Annotated in this window: 23 protein-coding genes; 17 read left to right on the top strand and 6 right to left on the bottom strand. The window is 32.2% G+C overall.

Going from position 1 to position 19,563, the window contains the following annotated elements; translation table 11 throughout:
* The gene (locus Q385_RS0104145; protein WP_028950455.1) at positions 1-507 is read right to left on the bottom strand and encodes a hypothetical protein; all 507 of its coding nucleotides are present in this window, start codon (positions 505-507) and stop codon (positions 1-3) included.
* 1 nt (position 508) lies between these two features.
* Entirely contained in the window at positions 509-1,927 is a 1,419-nt protein-coding gene (locus Q385_RS0104140; protein ID WP_028950454.1) for a class II fructose-bisphosphate aldolase, read from the bottom strand.
* 83 nt (positions 1,928-2,010) lie between these two features.
* On the opposite strand from Q385_RS0104140, the gene ndk reads away from it, so the two are divergent.
* From ndk to Q385_RS0104105, 7 genes are read left to right on the top strand one after another with little or no spacing between them, the layout of a single operon-like run.
* On the top strand, positions 2,011-2,427 hold the full coding sequence (ndk, locus tag Q385_RS0104135; protein ID WP_028950453.1) for a nucleoside-diphosphate kinase: 417 nt from the start codon (positions 2,011-2,013) through the stop codon (positions 2,425-2,427).
* On the top strand, positions 2,420-2,923 hold the full coding sequence (locus tag Q385_RS0104130) for a DUF4149 domain-containing protein (protein WP_028950452.1): 504 nt from the start codon (positions 2,420-2,422) through the stop codon (positions 2,921-2,923). Before ndk ends, Q385_RS0104130 begins: the two co-directional genes overlap by 8 nt.
* Positions 2,924-2,945: 22 nt before the next feature.
* A complete protein-coding gene (locus Q385_RS0104125) occupies positions 2,946-3,335 on the top strand; it encodes a HAMP domain-containing protein (protein ID WP_028950451.1) in 390 nt (129 codons plus the stop codon).
* A gap of 6 nt (positions 3,336-3,341) precedes the next feature.
* A complete protein-coding gene (locus Q385_RS0104120) occupies positions 3,342-4,280 on the top strand; it encodes a DUF8082 domain-containing protein (RefSeq protein WP_028950450.1) in 939 nt (312 codons plus the stop codon).
* 13 nt (positions 4,281-4,293) lie between these two features.
* A complete protein-coding gene (locus Q385_RS0104115; protein ID WP_028950449.1) occupies positions 4,294-4,653 on the top strand; it encodes a roadblock/LC7 domain-containing protein in 360 nt (119 codons plus the stop codon).
* A gap of 6 nt (positions 4,654-4,659) precedes the next feature.
* Complete coding sequence (locus Q385_RS0104110; protein WP_028950448.1) at positions 4,660-5,355, top strand: DUF4388 domain-containing protein; 696 nt, start codon at positions 4,660-4,662, stop codon at positions 5,353-5,355.
* Between the two features lies 1 nt (position 5,356).
* Positions 5,357-5,890: a GTP-binding protein gene (locus tag Q385_RS0104105; RefSeq protein ID WP_028950447.1), complete on the top strand. Its 534-nt coding sequence runs from the start codon at positions 5,357-5,359 to the stop codon at positions 5,888-5,890.
* Between the two features lie 100 nt (positions 5,891-5,990).
* On the opposite strand, the gene acnB is transcribed toward Q385_RS0104105, so the two are convergent.
* On the bottom strand, positions 5,991-8,561 hold the full coding sequence (acnB, locus tag Q385_RS0104100) for a bifunctional aconitate hydratase 2/2-methylisocitrate dehydratase (protein ID WP_028950446.1): 2,571 nt from the start codon (positions 8,559-8,561) through the stop codon (positions 5,991-5,993).
* 149 nt (positions 8,562-8,710) lie between these two features.
* Between acnB and Q385_RS0104095 the strand changes: the two genes are divergently transcribed.
* Genes Q385_RS0104095 through Q385_RS0104080 form a run of 4 tightly spaced genes read left to right on the top strand, consistent with a single transcriptional unit; the run spans position 8,711 to position 12,082 of the window.
* Entirely contained in the window at positions 8,711-8,929 is a 219-nt protein-coding gene (locus Q385_RS0104095) for an NADPH-dependent FMN reductase family protein (protein ID WP_028950445.1), read from the top strand.
* Between the two features lies 1 nt (position 8,930).
* Positions 8,931-9,890: a thiamine pyrophosphate-dependent enzyme gene (locus tag Q385_RS0104090; RefSeq protein WP_028950444.1), complete on the top strand. Its 960-nt coding sequence runs from the start codon at positions 8,931-8,933 to the stop codon at positions 9,888-9,890.
* Positions 9,877-10,854 carry an alpha-ketoacid dehydrogenase subunit beta gene (locus tag Q385_RS0104085; RefSeq protein ID WP_028950443.1) on the top strand — a complete coding sequence of 326 codons (978 nt, stop codon included), beginning with the start codon at positions 9,877-9,879 and terminating at the stop codon, positions 10,852-10,854. Before Q385_RS0104090 ends, Q385_RS0104085 begins: the two co-directional genes overlap by 14 nt.
* Positions 10,844-12,082, top strand: coding sequence for a dihydrolipoamide acetyltransferase family protein (locus Q385_RS0104080; RefSeq protein WP_028950442.1), 1,239 nt, complete (start codon positions 10,844-10,846; stop codon positions 12,080-12,082). Before Q385_RS0104085 ends, Q385_RS0104080 begins: the two co-directional genes overlap by 11 nt.
* Here the strand turns inward: Q385_RS0104080 and Q385_RS0104075 are convergent.
* Positions 12,074-12,709: a MarC family protein gene (locus Q385_RS0104075; protein ID WP_028950441.1), complete on the bottom strand. Its 636-nt coding sequence runs from the start codon at positions 12,707-12,709 to the stop codon at positions 12,074-12,076. The genes Q385_RS0104080 and Q385_RS0104075 overlap by 9 nt on opposite strands.
* 40 nt (positions 12,710-12,749) lie before the next feature.
* Here Q385_RS0104075 and truA point away from each other — a divergent pair, with 40 nt between their 5' ends.
* Genes truA through Q385_RS0104045 form a run of 6 tightly spaced genes read left to right on the top strand, consistent with a single transcriptional unit; the run spans position 12,750 to position 18,048 of the window.
* A complete protein-coding gene (gene truA / locus Q385_RS0104070) occupies positions 12,750-13,484 on the top strand; it encodes a tRNA pseudouridine(38-40) synthase TruA (protein ID WP_028950440.1) in 735 nt (244 codons plus the stop codon).
* 13 nt (positions 13,485-13,497) lie between these two features.
* Complete coding sequence (era, locus tag Q385_RS0104065) at positions 13,498-14,400, top strand: GTPase Era (protein ID WP_028950439.1); 903 nt, start codon at positions 13,498-13,500, stop codon at positions 14,398-14,400.
* Positions 14,401-14,408: 8 nt separating this feature from the next.
* Entirely contained in the window at positions 14,409-15,779 is a 1,371-nt protein-coding gene (gene mgtE, locus Q385_RS0104060; protein WP_028950438.1) for a magnesium transporter, read from the top strand.
* A 10-nt stretch (positions 15,780-15,789) separates the two neighbouring features.
* Positions 15,790-16,695 carry an ACP S-malonyltransferase gene (gene fabD / locus Q385_RS0104055; RefSeq protein ID WP_028950437.1) on the top strand — a complete coding sequence of 302 codons (906 nt, stop codon included), beginning with the start codon at positions 15,790-15,792 and terminating at the stop codon, positions 16,693-16,695.
* Entirely contained in the window at positions 16,688-17,332 is a 645-nt protein-coding gene (gene bioD / locus Q385_RS0104050) for a dethiobiotin synthase (protein ID WP_028950436.1), read from the top strand. The genes fabD and bioD overlap by 8 nt, the downstream gene beginning before the upstream one ends.
* Positions 17,329-18,048 (top strand): DUF72 domain-containing protein, encoded by a 720-nt coding sequence (locus Q385_RS0104045; protein WP_028950435.1) that lies wholly within the window; start codon positions 17,329-17,331, stop codon positions 18,046-18,048. The genes bioD and Q385_RS0104045 overlap by 4 nt, the downstream gene beginning before the upstream one ends.
* Here Q385_RS0104045 and Q385_RS0104040 read toward each other — a convergent pair.
* Together Q385_RS0104040 and secG are read right to left on the bottom strand one after the other, a co-directional pair.
* Positions 18,023-19,264: an MgtC/SapB family protein gene (locus tag Q385_RS0104040; protein WP_028950434.1), complete on the bottom strand. Its 1,242-nt coding sequence runs from the start codon at positions 19,262-19,264 to the stop codon at positions 18,023-18,025. The genes Q385_RS0104045 and Q385_RS0104040 overlap by 26 nt on opposite strands.
* Positions 19,264-19,563, bottom strand: coding sequence for a preprotein translocase subunit SecG (secG, locus tag Q385_RS0104035; RefSeq protein ID WP_028950433.1), 300 nt, complete (start codon positions 19,561-19,563; stop codon positions 19,264-19,266). Before secG ends, Q385_RS0104040 begins: the two co-directional genes overlap by 1 nt.

Here is a 19,563-nt window from a genome sequence, read left to right as displayed (position 1 = left end):
TTAAGCCTCCGCCAACTTTTTATACTCTTTTATCTTTGGTATAAACCTTCTGTCTGTTATTCTCTGGTACATATAATGAAAATCTAAAGCCTTGTAGTAAGACTTTATAATCATTTTTACAAGGTCGCAAACTAAGTCATCTCCTTCTACACAATACTTCATCATATCAAGTATAAGGTCTTCTAAGGATATAACGTTTAAGATTTCCTCTTTATCTACTTCTATTTGATTTAACATACCTGTTAAAAGATAAAAATCTTTGCTTACTTCTACGTTTAAATCATCTTTTAACCACAAATCTCCAAACCTTTGATATCCAAGGTCTGAAAGTATTTTCTCTAAAAGTGGAATATCAGGATAAATTAAAGATATAATGTTGGCAGGATACATACCTTGTGTATAAACGGTAAGGGCAAACTTTCCTACAATTATTGGTTTGTGTTTTACCCTTACCTTATCAAACTCTCTGTATATCTCTTTTATTGCTTTTATCTGTTTATCTAACAAATTAGTCAGCTCCTGCCTCTAACTTTATATCTTGTGCTTTTTGTTGAACGTCTTTTGTTGAACCTTTTACGTAAGGCATTTTAATGAGGTTTATATACTTATCTGTATACTCTTTTGTTCCAAAAACGTTTAATTTTTCAAATAAAAACTCAAACTTTTTCTCAATAGCATCTAAGATTTCTTCTTTGTTTTCTAAAGTCCACCACTGATATTTAAATGGTCCCATTCCTCTTTTTCTTGATTTGTATAAAAACTGCTCTCTTGTCATTCCTTCTTTCCATTCATCTTTAAAGTTTTCTTCTATAAACTTGTAAACTTCTTCTTTAAACTTTTCTGGTGCAAGGTCAAACATTATGTTTTGAAAGCCTGTTGCAAGGTGTATCTCACAGCAGTTATTTTGTGGAAACTTGTCAAAAAGCTCTTCTGGTAATGTAGAAGCTCCGTGTTGAACTGTTCCACCTAAACCATACTTTTTCCTTGCCACTTCTCCAATATTCTTTAAAACGTCAAAATCAAGTTTTACCTTTGCAACAGTTCCGTCAGGAAGTGGTATACCACCATGCTCTGTTCCTGTTTGAACGGATATTTTTGATATTCCTATTTGTTCTGTGATAGTTTGAAGATATCCTTCCATAAATGCCTCAAATTCTTCTACAGTTGAGTTTTTACCGCCTATGTGTCCTATCTCAGCTCCAATAGATACGTTTATGCCTTCTGGTTGTATCTCTCTTATGTAGTCTGTCATTTTTGCAGTGTTTAGATAGTTATGATACTGCTGGTCTTTCAAAGACTCTTTTGAGTAATCTACCAAAGTAGAAGGGTCTATATCTATGTTGTAGAAACCTGCTGATATAGCTTCTTTTGTAAGGTCTTTAATAGCTTGTAATTCTTTTTCTGGATTTTCAAAGTACTTCTTCGCGGAAAATTGGAAGTGGTCTCCCTGTATAAAAACAGGACCTTTATATCCTTCTTTTATAGCAGCTGCTAAAACACAAGTTGCATACTCAGAAGGTCTTTGATAAGTGTACTCTATCTCTGACTTGGCTATTTCAAAAATCATAGCTCCTATATCATTTTTTAAAGCAACTTTAAACATTCTTCTTGCAACGTCGTAGGTCATTCCTCTAATGTTAACAGCTGGAGTAGTAAAGTTTTTAGTCTCTCCTCTACCAACAGCCATATACAAATCATGTATAGAAGCTGCAATAGCACCAAACTCGTTAGCTATCTCTCTTATTAGGTACTTAACTTCTTCTTTAAGGTCATAATCTTTAGAAAATACAGCGGTATATATAAGGTCATCAATAACTTCTTCTCTAAGTTTTTTTTCATCTAAAATAGATACTTTCCCATTTTCAACAGAAACAACATCTTTTAATCTTTCATTGAGTTGCTGAATGTTTTCAAATATAGTTGCCATAATATCCCTCCAAATAAGATTTTAAAACTATTATAACATTTTTGTGTTATAATTTGATAAAAATCACATCAGGAGGACAGTTTATGGAAAGGACTTTAGTGTTGGCAAAACCAGATGCAGTAAGAAAAAATGTAGTAGGAAAAATTATCTCAAGGTTTGAAGAAGAAGGATTTAAGTTAGTTGCTTTAAAAAAGTTAAAACTTACGAAAGAGCAAGCGGGAAAATTTTACATAGTACACAAAGATAGACCTTTTTATGATGAGCTTTGTGAGTTTATGTCTTCTGGACCAATAGTTGCTATGGTATGGGAAGGAGAAAACGTAATAGCAAGAGTAAGACAGATTATGGGAGCTACAGACCCATCAAAAGCAGAAGAAGGCACACTAAGAAAACTCTACGGAACAAACGTAGGAGAGAATGCAGTTCATGGTTCAGACTCGCCTGAATCAGCAGCTTACGAGATACCATTTTTCTTTAGTGGATTAGAAATTGTTGAATAAATATATTACTTTTGCGATTGTCTTATTAATAAGTATCTTAATAGGGAGCAATGTATTTCTATCCTTTGTAGTTGCTCCCGTTCTTTTCTCAAACTTTGACAAAATTACCGCTGGAAGTATTATGCAACTTATATTTCCATACTATTTTAAAATCAATTGGATTTTAGGAGTAGTTATATATACAATCATAGGAGTATTATCTTTTAAAGATAAAGAAATTGTAAAAACCTTAAAATGGTTTTTAGTAAGTGTTGGTGCCATAGTTATATTAAATATGGCTCAAGATAGAAGCCTGCTTCCTATGGCAAAATCTATACAAAGAGAGTACGTTCAAGCATTAGAAGAAAAACAAAAAGAAAAAGCTGAAACACTACACTCCCAATTTTCTAACGTACACACTGTCTCATCAGTTATAAATGTAACAACAATGATTTTGGAGATATTTTTGTTATATAATTTTTTAAGTTTTTTAAAAATTAACCGAAAAGAATTATAAGTCGTGTAAAAGGGGGTTTAAAATGGAAAAAGCGTCCATATCTCAAAAAATTTTTATAATAGTACTTAGTGGATCATTTGTTGGATCTTTATTTGTAGGGGGGTTAGTTTATTTTATGCTGGCTTCATCAAATGTTCAGGGTGCTTTATCAAAATCAATTTTAGCGGTAATTATCTCTCAAATAATGTTTCTTATTCCAGTGTTTGGAATTAAAAAGATTATAGACGATAAAATAGTTAGTAAATTAAAAACAGTCGCTAATGGTATGCATGAAGTAAGTATGGGAAACTTAGATTATCAAATACATATAGAAAAAACAGGAGACGAGTTAGAAGAGTTAGCTGAATCTTTTGACAGAATGAGAATGAGCATTAAAGCAATAATGGAAAAGTTAGAAAAAGGTGAGCTTTAACAGCTTATGGAAGTAAAAGACGAGATTTTCAATCTTTTAAATAAGGTATATAACGATACTAAACTTTATTACGTTGGTGTATTTGTTAAAGGTAAAGTTTTTGTTTCTAAATATACAGGGAGCTTTCAAAATATAGAATCAAACTTTGCAAGAATGATAGAAAGGTCTTTGGAAATTGAAGAAGCTATAAAAAACTTTAATGCAGAATTTTTATTTTCTGAAAATAAAAATAAAGATTTTTCAATGTTTGTATATTACATTAGTAAAGATATAGCAATAGGTATGATCCATATTGGAAAACCAAACTTTTCACTTTTAAAGGTGGCAGCATCAGATTTAGCAAAAGAAATTAAACCCTTTGAAAAACAACTCATAGAGATATACGAAAAACAGTTGAAAGATAAAGAAAGTGATTTAAACGAAAAAGAATTTAACTTAGACAAAAAAGAAACACCTGTGTCTTTTAAAAAGAATGAAATGGTCAAAGAAGAAGTTTATATAGATTCAAATATAACTGAGCTGGAAAAAGTTTTAACCTCAAACGTATTAGATGAAGAAGTTAAACAAATAAAAACCCCAGACTTACTTGATATTTTAAAGGAAGATACAAAGGAAGATTCCATTAAATCTCAAGAAAATATAGATATAGTAAATACACCCCCTAATTTAAGTGAAATATTAACAGAAGGAAGTCTAAATAACCAAGAATCAGAAAATATAGACATTGAGAAGGTTCTTAATGAAATCGGTACTATCTTTATAAAGTATATAGGACCATTTGGTAAATTTTTGTTTAATAAAAAAAGGCAGGAGTTTTTTAAAACAAACACGGTGAATAAATTTTCTGTGGTAAAATTTTTCCACAATCTTGCCGAAGAAATACCAGATAATAAAAAAAGAGAGATGTTTGTAAAAGAATGTAAGGAAAAATTGTTAAACATTTAATCTGGAGGGTATCATGGCTGTAAAGTATTATGAGATATTGGAAAGTTTAGTAAGAGATGCTGGAGCAGAAGGGGCAGTACTTGTCAGTGTTGACGGTTTAGCTATCGCATCTGTATTACCACCGGGAGCAGATGAAGATAGAGTAGCAGCAATGGGCGCTGCGATACTGTCTCTTGGAGAAAGAGTAACGGCAGAATTGAATAAAGGTACATTAGAGCAGCTTTACATAAAAGGTTCTTCTGGATATGTTATATTTACAGGTATTAAAGATGTTGCAGTTTTAGGAGTATTAGCACCAGCAAATGCAAAGTTAGGACTTTTACTTATGGAAATACAAAGAACAATCAAAAAGTTAGAAACAGAGTTAGGATAATAATCCATGGCTATAGCTGGTGATTTAAGGATATTTAACTTTGTTGACATATTTCAAGTTTTAAAGAAAGATAAAAAAGATGGTATTCTTGTAATAGAAAAAGATGATTCAAACTACGCTGTATACTTTAAAGAAGGAGATATTATCTACATAAGGGAAGTTAAAAAAGTTTTTTACGTTTACCTTGATGTAGATTTTGAAACAGTTTTAAAAAAAGAAGGAATTTCAAAAGAAGATATCTATAACGTTTTAGTTGCCAAATTACCTAATTTGTTTAACCTAAAAGAAGGTAAATTTTCATTTACATCTGGATTTATAAAGTATCCTCCAGATATAAAGTCCAAGATTCCTATTGAAAAATTAATCATGTATCTTGCAAGACAGTTGACAGAGGAAGAAGTTGAAAGGAAAATATCTGATTTTGGTTTAATCTTTGAAAAAACAGAAAATTGGGACGAGATAGCAAAAAAAGCTTTCTTATTAGATCACGAGAAAAAAATCTTACATCTGATTGACGGGAAAAATAAAGTTTCCGATATTATTTATATTTCTAAAGTGAATGATCTAATTGTAAAAAGAACCCTTTATGGATTTTTAGCCTGCGGAATAATTCAGAGAGAGAAGAAGAAAGAAAGGAAGTTAGGTTTTGACCTAACAAGAACACTCCTTAACAAAATTATATCTAAGATAAAAGGGTTGTAAAATGGCAGAGAAAAAGATAAAAATAGTAATATCGGGTCCTTACGCAGCAGGTAAAACCCAGTTTATAAATACTATCAGCGAAATAGAAACAGTAAAAACTGAGGCAAAGACTACGAAAGCAGGAGAAAAAGAGAAAAAAGACCATACTACAGTAGCAATGGACTTCGGTAGAATAAAAATAGATGATGAACACACACTTTATCTTTTCGGAACACCTGGACAATCAAGATTTGATTTTATGTGGGATATTTTAGGTAAAGGTATGGTAGGATTAGTTGTTTTAGTTGATAGTACAGACCCAGCAACATTCCACGAGGCAAGAAGGATAATTAACTATTTTGAATCAAGGTATCCAGCTCCTTTTGTGGTTGGTTGTAATAAACAGGATCTAAAAGGTGCTTGGAGTACAGAAGATATAAGAACTGCATTAGATTTGGGAGAAGAGATAAAGGTTTTACCTCTGATTGCAACAGATAAAGAAAACGTAAAAATAGTTTTACTTGAATTGTTAGAAGAAATAGGTAAATATCTATAAATTAACCTTCAAACCTCTTTTAATTTATTATCATTTTTTATATCTTTATGAATATAATCGTTAAAGAAGATCCCCCGCAAAAGCAGGGGAACAAGAAATTTTATACCGTAAGATATATTAACTCGTCTTTTCCTACTTGGTGGAAGTTTAGGTACTTGTAAATCTCGTCTTCTTTTCCAGCCAACTTCTTAGGAACTATACTCATATACTCTTCTACAGTTGGAAGTCTTCCTAAGATTGCACATACAGCTGCAAGCTCTGCACTTCCAAGATAAACTTTAGCATCTTTACCCATTCTGTTATCAAAGTTTCTAGTACTTGTTGAGAATACTACAGCCCCATCTCTAACTCTAGCTTGATTACCCATACATAAGCTACATCCGGGGACTTCTAATCTTGCTCCTGCTTGACCATATATAGCGTAGTAACCTTCTTCTTTTAGTTGTCTTTCGTCCATCTTAGTAGGTGGGACTATCCAGAGTCTAACAGGTACTTGTCCTTCTCCTCTAAGAACTTCTCCTAAGGCTCTGTAGTGTCCTATGTTTGTCATACAGCTTCCTACAAACACCTCGTCTATCCTCTTAGGTCTTCTTTCGTCAGCAAGAACTTCTAATAGTGTAGCAACGTCATCTGGGTCGTTTGGACAAGCTACTATAGGCTCTTTAATCTCGTTTAAATCTATTTCTATAACTGCTGCGTACTCTGCATTTTCATCTGGTTCAAGAAGTGTAGGATTGTCAAGCCATGCTTTCATCTTATCTGCTCTTCTTCTTAATGTTCTTGCATCCTGATATCCTGCTTCTATCATTGCTTCAATGAGTTTTATGTTTGATTGTATATACTCTATTACAGGTTCTTTATCTAATCTTACTGTACAAGCTGCAGCACTTCTTTCTGCTGATGCATCTGCAAACTCAAAAGCTTGCTCTACTTTTAAATACGGCAATCCTTCAATCTCTAAAATTCTTCCTGCAAATACATTTTTCTTACCTTTCTTCTCAACTGTTAATAAACCTTGTTTTATAGCATAGTAAGGAATTGCATTTACAAGGTCTCTTATAGTAATTCCAGGTTGTATTTCTCCTTTAAATCTTACTAAAACAGATTCTGGCATAACAAGAGGCATTGTTCCCGTAACTGCTGCAAATGCTACCAATCCAGAACCAGCTGGGAAAGATATTCCTATTGGGAATCTTGTATGGCTATCTCCACCTGTTCCTACTGTATCTGGTAGAACCATTCTGTTTAACCAAGAGTGTATAATTCCATCTCCAGGTCTTAAAGATACTCCACCCCTACTGATTATAAATGGAGGGAGGGTGTGATGGAGTTTTACGTCTGCAGGTTTTGGATATGCTGCAGTATGACAGAAACTTTGTAGAACAAAATCACAGCTGAATCCAAGTGCTGCAAGTTCTATTATCTCATCTCTTGTCATTGGACCAGTTGTATCCTGGCTACCTACTGTTAATACTTGAGGCTCAACATACATTCCAGGTCTAACTCCCGGCATTCCACAGGCTTTACCAACCATTTTCTGTGCTAAAGTATATCCTACTCCTTCTTTTTCTGGTGGTTGCTGTGGTCTTATGAATATGTTATCTTCACCAAGTCCTAAAACTTCTCTTGCTTTTCTTGTTAATCCTCTTCCTATGATTAGAGGGATTCTACCACCGGCTCTTACTTCATCTGAAAGAGTGTTTGGTTTTAATTTAAACTCTGATTCTACCTGACCGTTTTTAACTATTTTTCCTTCATAGGGATATATTTCTATAACGTCTCCTGTCTCAAGTTTTGTAACATCTGCTTCTATTGGTAGTGCCCCAGAATCTTCAAGAGTGTTGAAGAATATTGGAGCTATAATACCACCTATTACAATTCCACCTGTTCTTTTGTTTGGAACATGAGGTATATCCCTTCCTATGTGCCATATTAAAGAGTTTGCAGCAGATTTTCTACTTGAACCAGTTCCTACAACGTCTCCTACAAAAGCAACAGGATATCCAGACTTTTTAAGCTCGTTTATTTTTTCAATAGCATCTGGCATCTTTGCTTTTAGCATACTGAGTGCATGAAGAGGAATATCACTTCTTGTTGATGCTTCAGTTGCTGGAGAAAAATCGTCAGTGTTTGTTTCCCCGGGAACTTTAAAAACAATAGCTGTGATTTTTTCAGGTAATGGTTCTTTGTTTAAGAACCATTCTGCGTTAGCCCAAGACTCTAAAACTTCCTTAGCGTATTTGTTTGTTTTAGATAGTTCAACTATATCGTTAAATGCATCGTAAACTAAAAGAGTATTTTTAAGAGCGTTTGCAGCCTCTTGAGCAACTTCTGGGTCTTTATGAGAAAGTGCATCTATTAACGGTTTTACGTTATAACCTCCAAGCATAGTGCCTAATATTTGAACTGCTTTTTTAGGAGATATGGCCGGAGAGTGAGCTTTCCCTTGGACTATATCGTTTAAAAATGCAGCTTTTACATAAGCTCCTTCATCAACGCCCGGACTAACTCTGTTGACGAGTAAATCCATTAAAAACTCTTCTTCAATGATAGGTACCTCTTTAAGAAGCTCTACTACAGCCGCTACTTGCTTTGCATTTAAAGGTAAGGGCGGTATACCAAGCTTAGCCCTTTCTTCTACATGTTTTCTATACTCTGCTAAAAAACCCATCTTTATCACCTCACAAATGTTTTTGGAAGATATATTATATCCAAATAGGGTCAAAAAATCAAACGCTGTTATATTTTAAATATTGTTTTTTTAAATAGTACACAATAAATTTAAAGAATAAGGATTGAAAATTAAAGGGGTGTATAGTTATGGAAATTAATATTTTGGTTCTTTATTATTCAATAGTTGGGATTCCTTACGAATTAAAAAACTTAAATACAACGAAATCTGGGGGAACTCCATACGGTGCATCCCATGTTACATTTGGAGATATTTTTAGAGAATTGGATGAAGACGAAAAAGAAATTTGTAGATACCTTGGAAGGAGAGTTACAAAAATAGCTCAAAAACTTAAATTAGGAGAATAAAATGGAACAATCATTAGCAGAAAAATTTTATTATTTTATGAAACTTGGAAGAGTTTTCGAACTAAGAGCAAAAGAAGAGTATATGAAAGGAAACATTGGGGGTTTTTTACATTTAGCTATTGGAGAAGAGGCGGTTCATGTAGGAGCTACTATAGCATTTGACAAAGGAGATATTTTTGTCCATTACAGAGACCACGTTTATGCACTGGCAAAAGGGATAAACCCAAAGTACTTAATGGCAGAATTATTTGGAAAGAAGACTGGGATATCTAAAGGAAAAGGTGGATCTATGCATTTTTACGAACCTTCACTAAACTTTTATGGAGGAAATGCAATAGTAGGAGCACACATTCCCCACAGCGTAGGTATGGCGTACGCAAGAAAGTATAAAGGAGAAAACACGGGTGTTTTAGTAGCTTTTGGAGATGGTGCAACAAATGCAGGAAATTTTTATGAATCTTTAAACTTAGCTTCACTGTGGAAATTACCGATTTTATTTTTATGTGAAAACAATTACTATGCCATTGGAACACGGATAGATAAAGCTTCAGCAATAACAGACCTTTATCTAAAAGCAAAACCTTATATGCTTTCAAAACAAATTGACGGAATGGATGTGTTTGAAGTATACAAAGCAGTTAGAGAAGCAAAAGAGTACATTCAAGAAGAATCTAAACCATACTTTATAGAAGCAATTACTTACAGATACGAACCTCACTCTATGAGTGATGCCGGAAACTACAGGTCTGCAAGAGAACTGGAAATAGCAAAAAGTAAAGACCCTATTGAAAAATTAAAAAATTCTGGATTGTTATCAGAAAGTTATATTAAATACATAGATAACCTTGTAGAAAAAGAGATAGAAGAAGTTGTTGAGTTTGCTAAAAACTCTCCTGAACCTGAAAATATAGAGCTTTATACAGACGTACTCTGTGAGGTATGTAAAAATGTTTTACCGTGAAGCTTTAAACTTAGCTATGGATGAAATAATGGAAGAAGATAGTTCTGTTGTTATCCTTGGAGAAGATGTAGGATTTTATGGAGGTAATTACAGGGTTACAGAAGGATTGTATGCAAAGTATGGAGAGAAAAGAGTAATAGATACACCTATAGCAGAAAACTCTATTGTAGGTGTTGCAATTGGTATGGCTCTAGGAGGTTTAAGACCTATTGCAGAGATAATGACGGCAAATTTTGCAATGCTTGCAATGGATCAGATAGTAAACAATATGGCAAAGCTCAGGTATATGAGTGGTGGAAAAATTGTTTTACCTATGGTTGTCAGAATGCCACAGGGCGTTGTAAAACAACTTGCATCTCAACACTCTCAAAGTTTAGAATCCCTATTTGCAAGTATTCCGGGGCTTAGAGTTTTTACAGCTTCTGACTGTATAACAGCTTACCACGGTCTAAAAACAGCAATTAAATTAGATGACCCAGTTATATTCTTGGAGCATACCCTTTTATACTTTGAAAAGTTTGACCTTCCTAAAGATAGTTATTACAACCCTTTTAAAGCAAGAGTTTTAAAGGAGGGTAAAGATATAACAATTTTTTCTTACTTAAAAATGGTGCATGATGTTTTGAAGGTCGTAGATAAGATAGAAAAAACGTTAAATGTATCAGCTGAGGTTATAGATGTAGGTTCTTTAAATCCCTTAGATTTAGAGACTTTAACAAATTCTGTTAAAAAAACAAAAAGATTTGTAGTGGTAGAAGAAAATCCAAAACATGGTGGATTTGGAGCCCATATAGTCAGCAGTGTTTTAGAAGAGTGTTTTTATAACTTAGACGCTCCTCCTTTAAGGATAGCAGGAGAAGATGTGCCAATACCTTACAACAGAAAGTTAGAGCTTTTAGCAATTCCAACACCTGAAAAAATATATTCAAAAATAGTAGAGTGGGGAAAACAAAATGGCTTATGAAATAGTTATGCCACAACTAACCGATACAATGGAAACAGGAAAAATAGTCAGGTGGCTAAAAAAAGAAGGAGACTATGTAGAAGTCAACGAACCTATTTTAGAAGTAGAGTCAGACAAAGCTATAATGGAAGTCCATTCTATGAAAAGTGGTTATCTAACAAAAACACTATTTGATGAAGGTTCTCAAGTCCCTGTAGGAACAGTTATAGCGATAATTTCCGAGAGCAAGGAGGAAATGCCCCAAATACAACAAAAACCAGAAGAAGAGAAAAAAGTGGAACCTGCCAAACAAGAGATTGAAGAAATTAAGATACCAGAACAGATTGAAGTTGAAACAAAAAAACTTCCTCCTTCTACAGCATCTCCTATGGCAAAAGTTTTAGCCAAAGAAGTGGGAATAGATATAAAATCCCTACAAGAAGAAGGTAAACTGCCTATCCCGGCACATGAAAAAGATATAAAAGAGTACATAGTAAACCAAAAGTTAGACAAAGATGTAATAAACTTACTTAAAGATTATCAAATAAATCCTGAAGATATTATAAAACTCTACCCTGAAAAAGAAAAAATAACAACCGATGAAGTCTTAAAGTTTATAATAGAGAAAAACATACCTATAAAAAGAAGTATAAACTCTTTAAGAAAAAGCCTAATTAAAAACCTTAAAAAATCTATAGAAATTCCTGTATTTCATATATTTACAGAAGCAGATTTTTCAAATATTCCTAAGAATTCAGGATACACTATAACTACTTGGTTTGTAAAAATCTTAGGAGACTGTATATATAAATATGAAAAATTAAGAACAAAAACAGACGAAGAATACTACTACGTATATCCTACAGTAAATATATCCATAGCTGTTGACGTATCAGGAGAATTATTTGCACCGGTTATAAAAAATGTTGAAGCAAAAACCTTAAAAGATATAGCGAAAGATTTAGAATTAATAAAACAAAAAGCAAGAGAAGGTAGATTTTTAAAAGAAGACTTAGAAGGATCTACTTTTTCCATATCTAATTTGGGAATGTATAACATCTTATCATTCGATGCTATAATACCTCCAGACTGTGCAGGAATTGTTGCAGTAGGTAAAGTAGTAGATAACATTGCTAAGCTGACTTTTACGTTTGATCATAGAATATTAAACGGCAAAGAAGCTGCAGAATTTATAAATCTATTCCAAGAAAAATTCAAAGATAAAGAATACTTAAATTCGTTAATGTAAGATATTAAAAAAGTTTTGTTTTATGCCCTTCACGATAAATTGAACTGCTAATGCCATTATAATTATTCCCATCATCCTTGAAACAATATCTAAAAATATTTCTCCTAAAAATTTTTGAATGTATTTAGATGCTTTTAAGATGAAATAAGATATTAAAAAAGTTATTACTATTGAAATTGCTACTATTAAAAGGTTTAAAAAACTTTCCTGAGATGATGCTATTGTCATAGATGTAACCATGGCACCTGGTCCAGCCAGAATAGGAGTAGCAACTGGAATAAGTGCTACATTTTCTAACTTTTTTATTAAAGAAATTTCTTCGGGAGGTATCTTTTCTTTTAAAGGTTGTCCAAATATAATGTTTATAGATATTAAAAGGAGTATAATTCCACCAGCTATCTGAAAATCAGCAATGCTAACACCTAATATTCTAACAAAAAAGTTTCCTAAAAATAAAAAGAATATTAGTATAAAACATCCATAAATAGAAGCCTTTTTGATAATAATTTCTCTTTCTTTCTCAGAAAAATTCTTTAATACTGAAACAATTAAAGGAATAGCTCCAAAAGGATCAACTATAGCAAATATGGAGATAATGTATTTCAATATAAGATATAAAGCATCCATAACCTACTCCAGAGAATTTTTATCAATTATAATATTTTTTATGGAAAAAAGGTATAACTATAAACTTACAATAGCTTATATAGGTACAAGGTACAGTGGTTGGCAAAGGCAAAAAAATGCAACTGGCATACAGCAGATTATAGAAGACCTTCTTGAAGAACTTTTTAAAGAAAAAATAACCTTGATTGGTTCCGGAAGGACAGACGCAGGAGTTCATGCTTTAAATCAAGTTGCAAACTTTAAAACCTTTTCGTATAGAACTCCTTCCAGCATTTATTCGTACCTAAACGCTAAACTTCCAAGAGATATATCAATAAAAAAAGTAGAAGAGGTTGATTTAAACTTTAACGCCCGATTTTCTGCAAAAGGAAAAACATACTTGTATAGAATATACACAAAACCAGACCCATTTTTATACGGTAGAGGATGGTTTTTTGACAAAAATTTAGATATATTAAAAATGATTGAGGGAATTGAGATTCTAAAAAAATACAAAGATTTAACGTCGTTAGCAAAAGAAGGAGATTACTTAAGAAAAGAAATTGATTTAAGAGAGATAAAGCTGTATTATGATGGTAAAATAATAGATATAGAAATAACAGCATCTCATTTTTTGAGAAATTTGGTTCGTAGAATAGTAGGACATTTAGTTGCTATAGGAAGAGGGAGTTTGTCTCTAAGGGAGTTTGAAGATATAATTAAAGCTAAAAACCCTTCAAAAGGCAAATTTTTAGCACCTGCAGAAGGATTGTATTTAAAAGAAATTTATTACTAAGAGGTATATAAAGATGAGTTTTAAAGCTGGATTCGTCGCATTAATAGGAAGACCAAACGTTGGAAAATCAACACTACTAAATAACATACTTGGAACAAAGTTAAGTATTGTAAGTCCAAAACCACAAACTACAAGAATGAGAATTTTAGGAGTAAAACATCTCCCAGACGCGCAGATAATATTTTTAGACACTCCCGGAGTTCAAAAAGGGGGAGATTTGCTTTCAAAATCAGTTTTAGAGTCTGCGGTTGGAAGTATGGAAGATGCTGACGTTATAGTGATGATAATAGAAGCAGACAAAGGATGGACAAAAGAAGATAAAGAAATAGTAGAAAATTACATAAAAAAGTATAACAAACCCACAATACTTGCAATAAACAAAATAGATAAAATTCAGAGAGATTTAGTTTTACCACTAATAGAAGAATCTGCAAAAATATACGATTTTAAAGAGTACATACCAATTTCTGCTATAAAAAACATAAACATAGATGAACTTTTAAATACTATAAAAAAATACCTTCCAGAGTCTCCACCCCTTTATCCTGAAGATATGATAACAGACTTACCATTAAAACTTTGGATAGCAGAGATAATAAGAGAAAAGGTATTTTTCAACACAAAGCAAGAGGTACCATATTCTGTAGCTGTAGAAGTTGAATCTATAAAGGAAGGAGAAAAGGATAAGAATCTTCTTATAATAGATGCAGTAATATACGTAGAAAGAGAAAATCACAAAGGAATAATAATAGGTAAAAAAGGTCAGATGCTAAAAAAGATAGGAACTCAGGCAAGAGAAGAGTTAGAGTTTTTAATTGGTAAAAAAGTTCATCTAAATCTTTTTGTTAAAGTAAAAGAAAAATGGAAGGAAGACCTACCGCTTTTAAGGTCTTTAGGCTATAACCAAATATCTTAGGTTGTTAAATGAGTCCTATTATTGAAGTTTTAAAAGAAACGCTAAAAAGGTCTCTTCAAAAACACGACTTTAAAACCTTAGAAAGAATTCTGTCTAAAAGTCATAAAGGAGATATAGCCGAGGTTTTTAAGTATCTTACGAAAGAAGAAAGAGTAAAGATATTCACAGTACTTTACAAAACAAATCCAGATAAAGCTTTTGACGTTTTTACAGACCTTGACGACATAGTAAAAGTAGAAATTATAAGGTCTCTCCACATTAAAGATGCAGTAGATTTTATCTTAAAGCTCCCTACGCCAGAAATAGCATCTATTATAGAAAATATCCCAGAAGATATTAAAAGAGCTGTTATTGATAACTTAGAAGGAGAAGAGAAAGAAGAGTTAAAACATCTTCTTTCAGAAGGTGAAGATAAAGTTGCGTCAATAGTAAGTGAGTCTTATCTTGCTGTTTTAGATACTTCTACAGTAGAAGATGCTATACAAAAAGTAAAAGAGTATAACCAAGACATCGAATTGGTTTACATATATGTAGTTGATGAAAAAAACAAATTAGTGGGTGTAATTTCATTAAAAGACCTATTAACCTATCCATCTAATCTGATGGTTAAAGACATAATGAAAAGAGATTTGATAACTTTAAACATAGACGATACTAAAGAAGAAGCCATAGAAACTTTTAAAAGATACGATTTATACGTTCTTCCTGTTGTTGATGATGAAGGGACTTTGCTTGGTGTTGTTTACATAGAAGACATTTTAGATGTTATGTCAGAAAAAACAACGGAAGATTTCTTTAAAATGGCAGGAGCAAAAGAAGAAGAGCTGTTTTATGCGGATAAAACCTTTAAAATAGCAAAGTTAAGACTTCCTTGGCTTTTAATAGCAACCGCAGGAGAGTTTATTACAGCGGTTATTATTAGTTTATTTGATTACACAATAACAGAGTTTATACAAGTAGTATTTTTTCTTCCTATGGTAGCAGCTCTAAGTGGAAATATAAGCTCCCAAGCGGCAATAATAGCAGCAAGAGGATTAAAAGAAGGAAGATTAACAGAAAACACTGTAGATTACATTTTTACAGTCTTTAGAGAGTTAAAGGTTGCAGTTTTTATAGGAATGATAATTGGTATTTTAGTTGGAGTTGTTGCATCTTTATGGATAAGTAATCATATACTTGGAATAATAGTAGCCATAGCCCTGTTTTTTAGCATCGTTTTTGCTGGATTGATAGGTAGTTTAGTTCCCTTTATAATGTATAAGCTTGAAAAAGACCCAACATTAGCAACAGGACCTTTATCCTTAACATTAACAGATATAATCGGTATATCTATATATCTTATAGTAGCTACATTTTTCATACATTACCTAAAACTTTAAGGAGGTTTCGATGAAAGCTTTTGTTTTTCCAGGTCAAGGTTCTCAGTATTTAGGAATGGGTAAAGATTTTTATGAAAATTTTGAAGAAGTAAGACAGCTCCACGAAAAAGTCAACGAAAGACTTAGTTTTAACCTTACAGATATTATTTTTAACGACGAAGAAAAACTAAACCTTACAGAATTTACACAGCCAGCCTTGGTTTTGACTTCCTACATAACTTATAAAATCTTTAAAGAAAAAAAGAATATCAATCCTGATTTTGTAGCTGGACACTCACTTGGAGAGTTTACAGCTCTGGCAGTGGCAGATAGTTTATCCTTAGAAGATGCAGTTTACATCACACACATAAGAGGGAAGCTTATGCAATCCGCAGTTCCAGAAGGTGTTGGGCTAATGGCTGCTATTATAGGTTTAGAAGCTCCAAAAATTGAAGAAGTTTTAAAACAGATAGACGGTATAGTTGAAATAGCAAACTATAACTCTTACGAGCAGACAGTTATATCTGGAGAAAAGCAAGCTGTAGAAAAAGCAATGGAAATACTCAAATCTCAGGGGGCTAAAAAAGTCGTTCCGTTGGCAGTTTCTGTTCCTGCACACTCATCAATGCTAAAAGAAAAAGCACAGGAATTTGGAGAGTATTTAGAAAAAATACAGATAAAAGACGCAAACATTCCTGTTATATCAAACGTATCAGCAAAACCTATAACAAAATCTGAGGATATAAAGCAGGAGCTAAAAGTACACTTTTACAGCCCTGTAAGATGGGTTCAAACAGTAGAGTATATGACAGATGCAGGAGTAAAAGAGATTTACGAAATAGGACCTAAAAAAGTCCTAACAGGACTTATAAAGAGAATTAACAAAGATTTAAACCTTAAAAACATTGAAAGTCTGCAAGATATAGAAAATGCTTAATAGCCTATTTATAACTGCAACAGATACAGGAGTAGGTAAAACAACCGTATCAGCCGCCATTTGTAAACTACTGAAAGAAAAAGGAGTAAAAGTAGCCTACTTCAAACCAGTAGAAACAGGATGTGAACCTATCCCTCAAGATGCCTACACTCTATCTAAAATAACAGGGCAGCCTTTAGAAGAGGTTGTCCTGTACACATTTGAAAACCCAGTAGCTCCATACACAGCTACACTACTTGAAAGTAAAGAGATAGACTTGCAAAAAATAATAAACCACTACAACTATTTAAAGTCAAAATACGATTTTGTAGTGGTAGAAGGGGCAGGAGGGCTTTTAGTTCCGATAAAAAAAAATTACACTTACTTAAATCTTATCGAAGATTTAAACATCCCTGTTTTAATTGTATCAAGGGCATCTTTGGGAACAATAAATCACACAGCTTTAACTGTTAAAGCGTTAGAAGGAAAACAAATAATCGGTATTGTTATGAACGGCTTTTCTGGAGAAGATATATTGGAAGAAACCAATCCACAGATAATTCAAGAGATGACAGGCATTAAAGTTTTGGCAAAATGTAAAAAGTCTAAGCAGCCAGTAGAAGAGTGTTATAGTAAACTTTTAGGAAGATTGTTATGAAACATTTTGTAGGTTGTTCCGGCTACTTTTACTATCACTGGAAAGGTATTTTTTATCCTCCAGATTTAAAACCGAACGAATGGTTTGATTATTACATAAAATTTTTTAACTCTTTAGAGTTAAACTCATCTTTTTATAGAATTCCAAAGAAAACTTCTATAAAACGATATTTTACAAAAACTCCTGAAAATTATAAAGTCTCAATAAAAGTAAACAAAGTTATAACTCACCTGAAAAAATTTAAAGACACAGAAAAATTGATAAAGGATTTTTACAACAATTTTGAAGATGTATTAAAAGAAAAGATTGGTGTTTATCTGTTTCAATTGCCACCATCTTTAAAGTTTTCCTTAAATCTATTAGAGGATATTGTTGCTCAAATAGATACAAAATATAAGAATGCATTAGAATTTAGAGATAAAAGTTGGTGGAATGATAAAACTTATGAAATCCTCTCAAAATATAAAATAGGATTTTGTAGCATTTCAGCTCCTAAACTACCTGAGGAATTAATTAAAACCGCAAATTTTGTTTATATAAGGTTTCATGGGAAAGTTTGGTATAGATATAATTATTCAAAAGAAGAACTTTATTTATGGATAGATAAAATTTCTAAGACAGATGCTAAAGAATGTTATGTTTACTTTAACAATGATTTTGAAGGATTCGCTCCAAAAAACGCTTTAGAATTTAAAGAACTGCTTGAAAAAAGATAAAAAGTAGGAAAATAACAAGGTTAAAGATTAATACTTTCAACATCTCTCTTTTTAAACTTTGATGGGCAAACATTAAAACATAAATATATTTAAAAATAGAGTTGGATATTACTGCAAGAATAACAACAATACTTGCATCAATTATAAATATAACACCACTTTTTGATAAAGATGCAGCAGAAAAGGTTATAGCATCAACATCTATAACTCCGGATACAAAACTAACCAAGTAAACGCCGGTAATGCCTATTTTATTTTGTATATACTTAATAAGCAATAAAATAAAAGTATAAAAGATAGCAAATTGGAGAATCTCTAATATTCTAAAAGGATTTTTAAATTCACTATCTTTAAAATCGGTTATGCTATCTAATTTAATATACCTATACACGATTAAAATCAAAACTGCTGAAGATACTAACAAAGGAAATGTAAGAACTTTTAAAAGTTCTAAGTTTAAAAATCCGGATATAACCAGTACCCTTAAATTCATAACAATCCAAGATAGTGTAATTCCGCTAAAAAGGATGTTTTTTAAATCAGGATTTTTCTTTGAAAGTATAGAAAAGTTATAAGTAATTGCCGTACTTGAAATAAGTCCTCCAAATAAAGCCACCCATAAAAGAGACTTTCCTCCTTTCCATCTTACAAGTATATAACCTATAAAATCTATCACAGCTACAATAATAACGACTTTCCATATCTCTTTTAAATTTATAGCTTCGTAAGGTCCAAAACTTTTATCCGGTAAAATAGGATAGACTATCGCTGTAAGTAATAAAAATTTAACCAAAGATATAACATCTTCAAAGTACAAACTTTTTGCAAAATTTTCTAAAGGTTGCTTTATAGCTAAAATTAATGTCGTTAAAAACCCAAGAAAAACGGATAGATAGTAATAGTCAAAATAAACTAAAACACCGATTAAAAAAATGAGTAAAACAGATACTTCTGTTGTTATTCCTTTATCTTTTTGATACTCTAGAAAAAAATTAAAAAGTGTAAAACCAAGAATAGCCAGAAAAGATATATAAATAAAATAATCAAAATGTTTGTCAGAAACCAAAGCAGAAAAGTATCCTAAAAGAGATATTAAAGGATAGGTTCTTACTCCGGCAAAAACTTCACCTTTTGCCTTGTACTCCCTTTCTAATCCTACAAAGAAACCTAAACCTAAAGAAAGAAGTATCTCATATAGAGTTTCGTACTCTTGCATTATTTTTTATTTTCTGTCTGTTGCTGAGAAGGAATGTTCTCTATTACCGTGTTAGACTTTGCAATTTTTATACTCAGGTATGATAGAGTAAGCACTAAAAACAAAAATATTCCCGCAAGCCAGTAAGTTATTTTGGTAAGTATTGTTGCAGCAGATGCTCCTAATACAGCCTTTGCAGCTCCTGACCCAAAAACAGCACCTATCTCTGCTCCTTTTGTTTTCTGCATAAGCACTAAAATAATAAGTAGTACAGATACTATAACAAGTACAACGGATAACAAACCAAATAAAAATTCCAA

The sequence above is a fragment of the Sulfurihydrogenibium subterraneum DSM 15120 genome (assembly GCF_000619805.1).
Classification (GTDB): Bacteria; Aquificota; Aquificia; order Aquificales; family Hydrogenothermaceae; genus Sulfurihydrogenibium; species Sulfurihydrogenibium subterraneum.
Note: the sequence above shows the minus strand (reverse complement) of the source record. Positions and strands in the feature narration are given on the sequence as shown.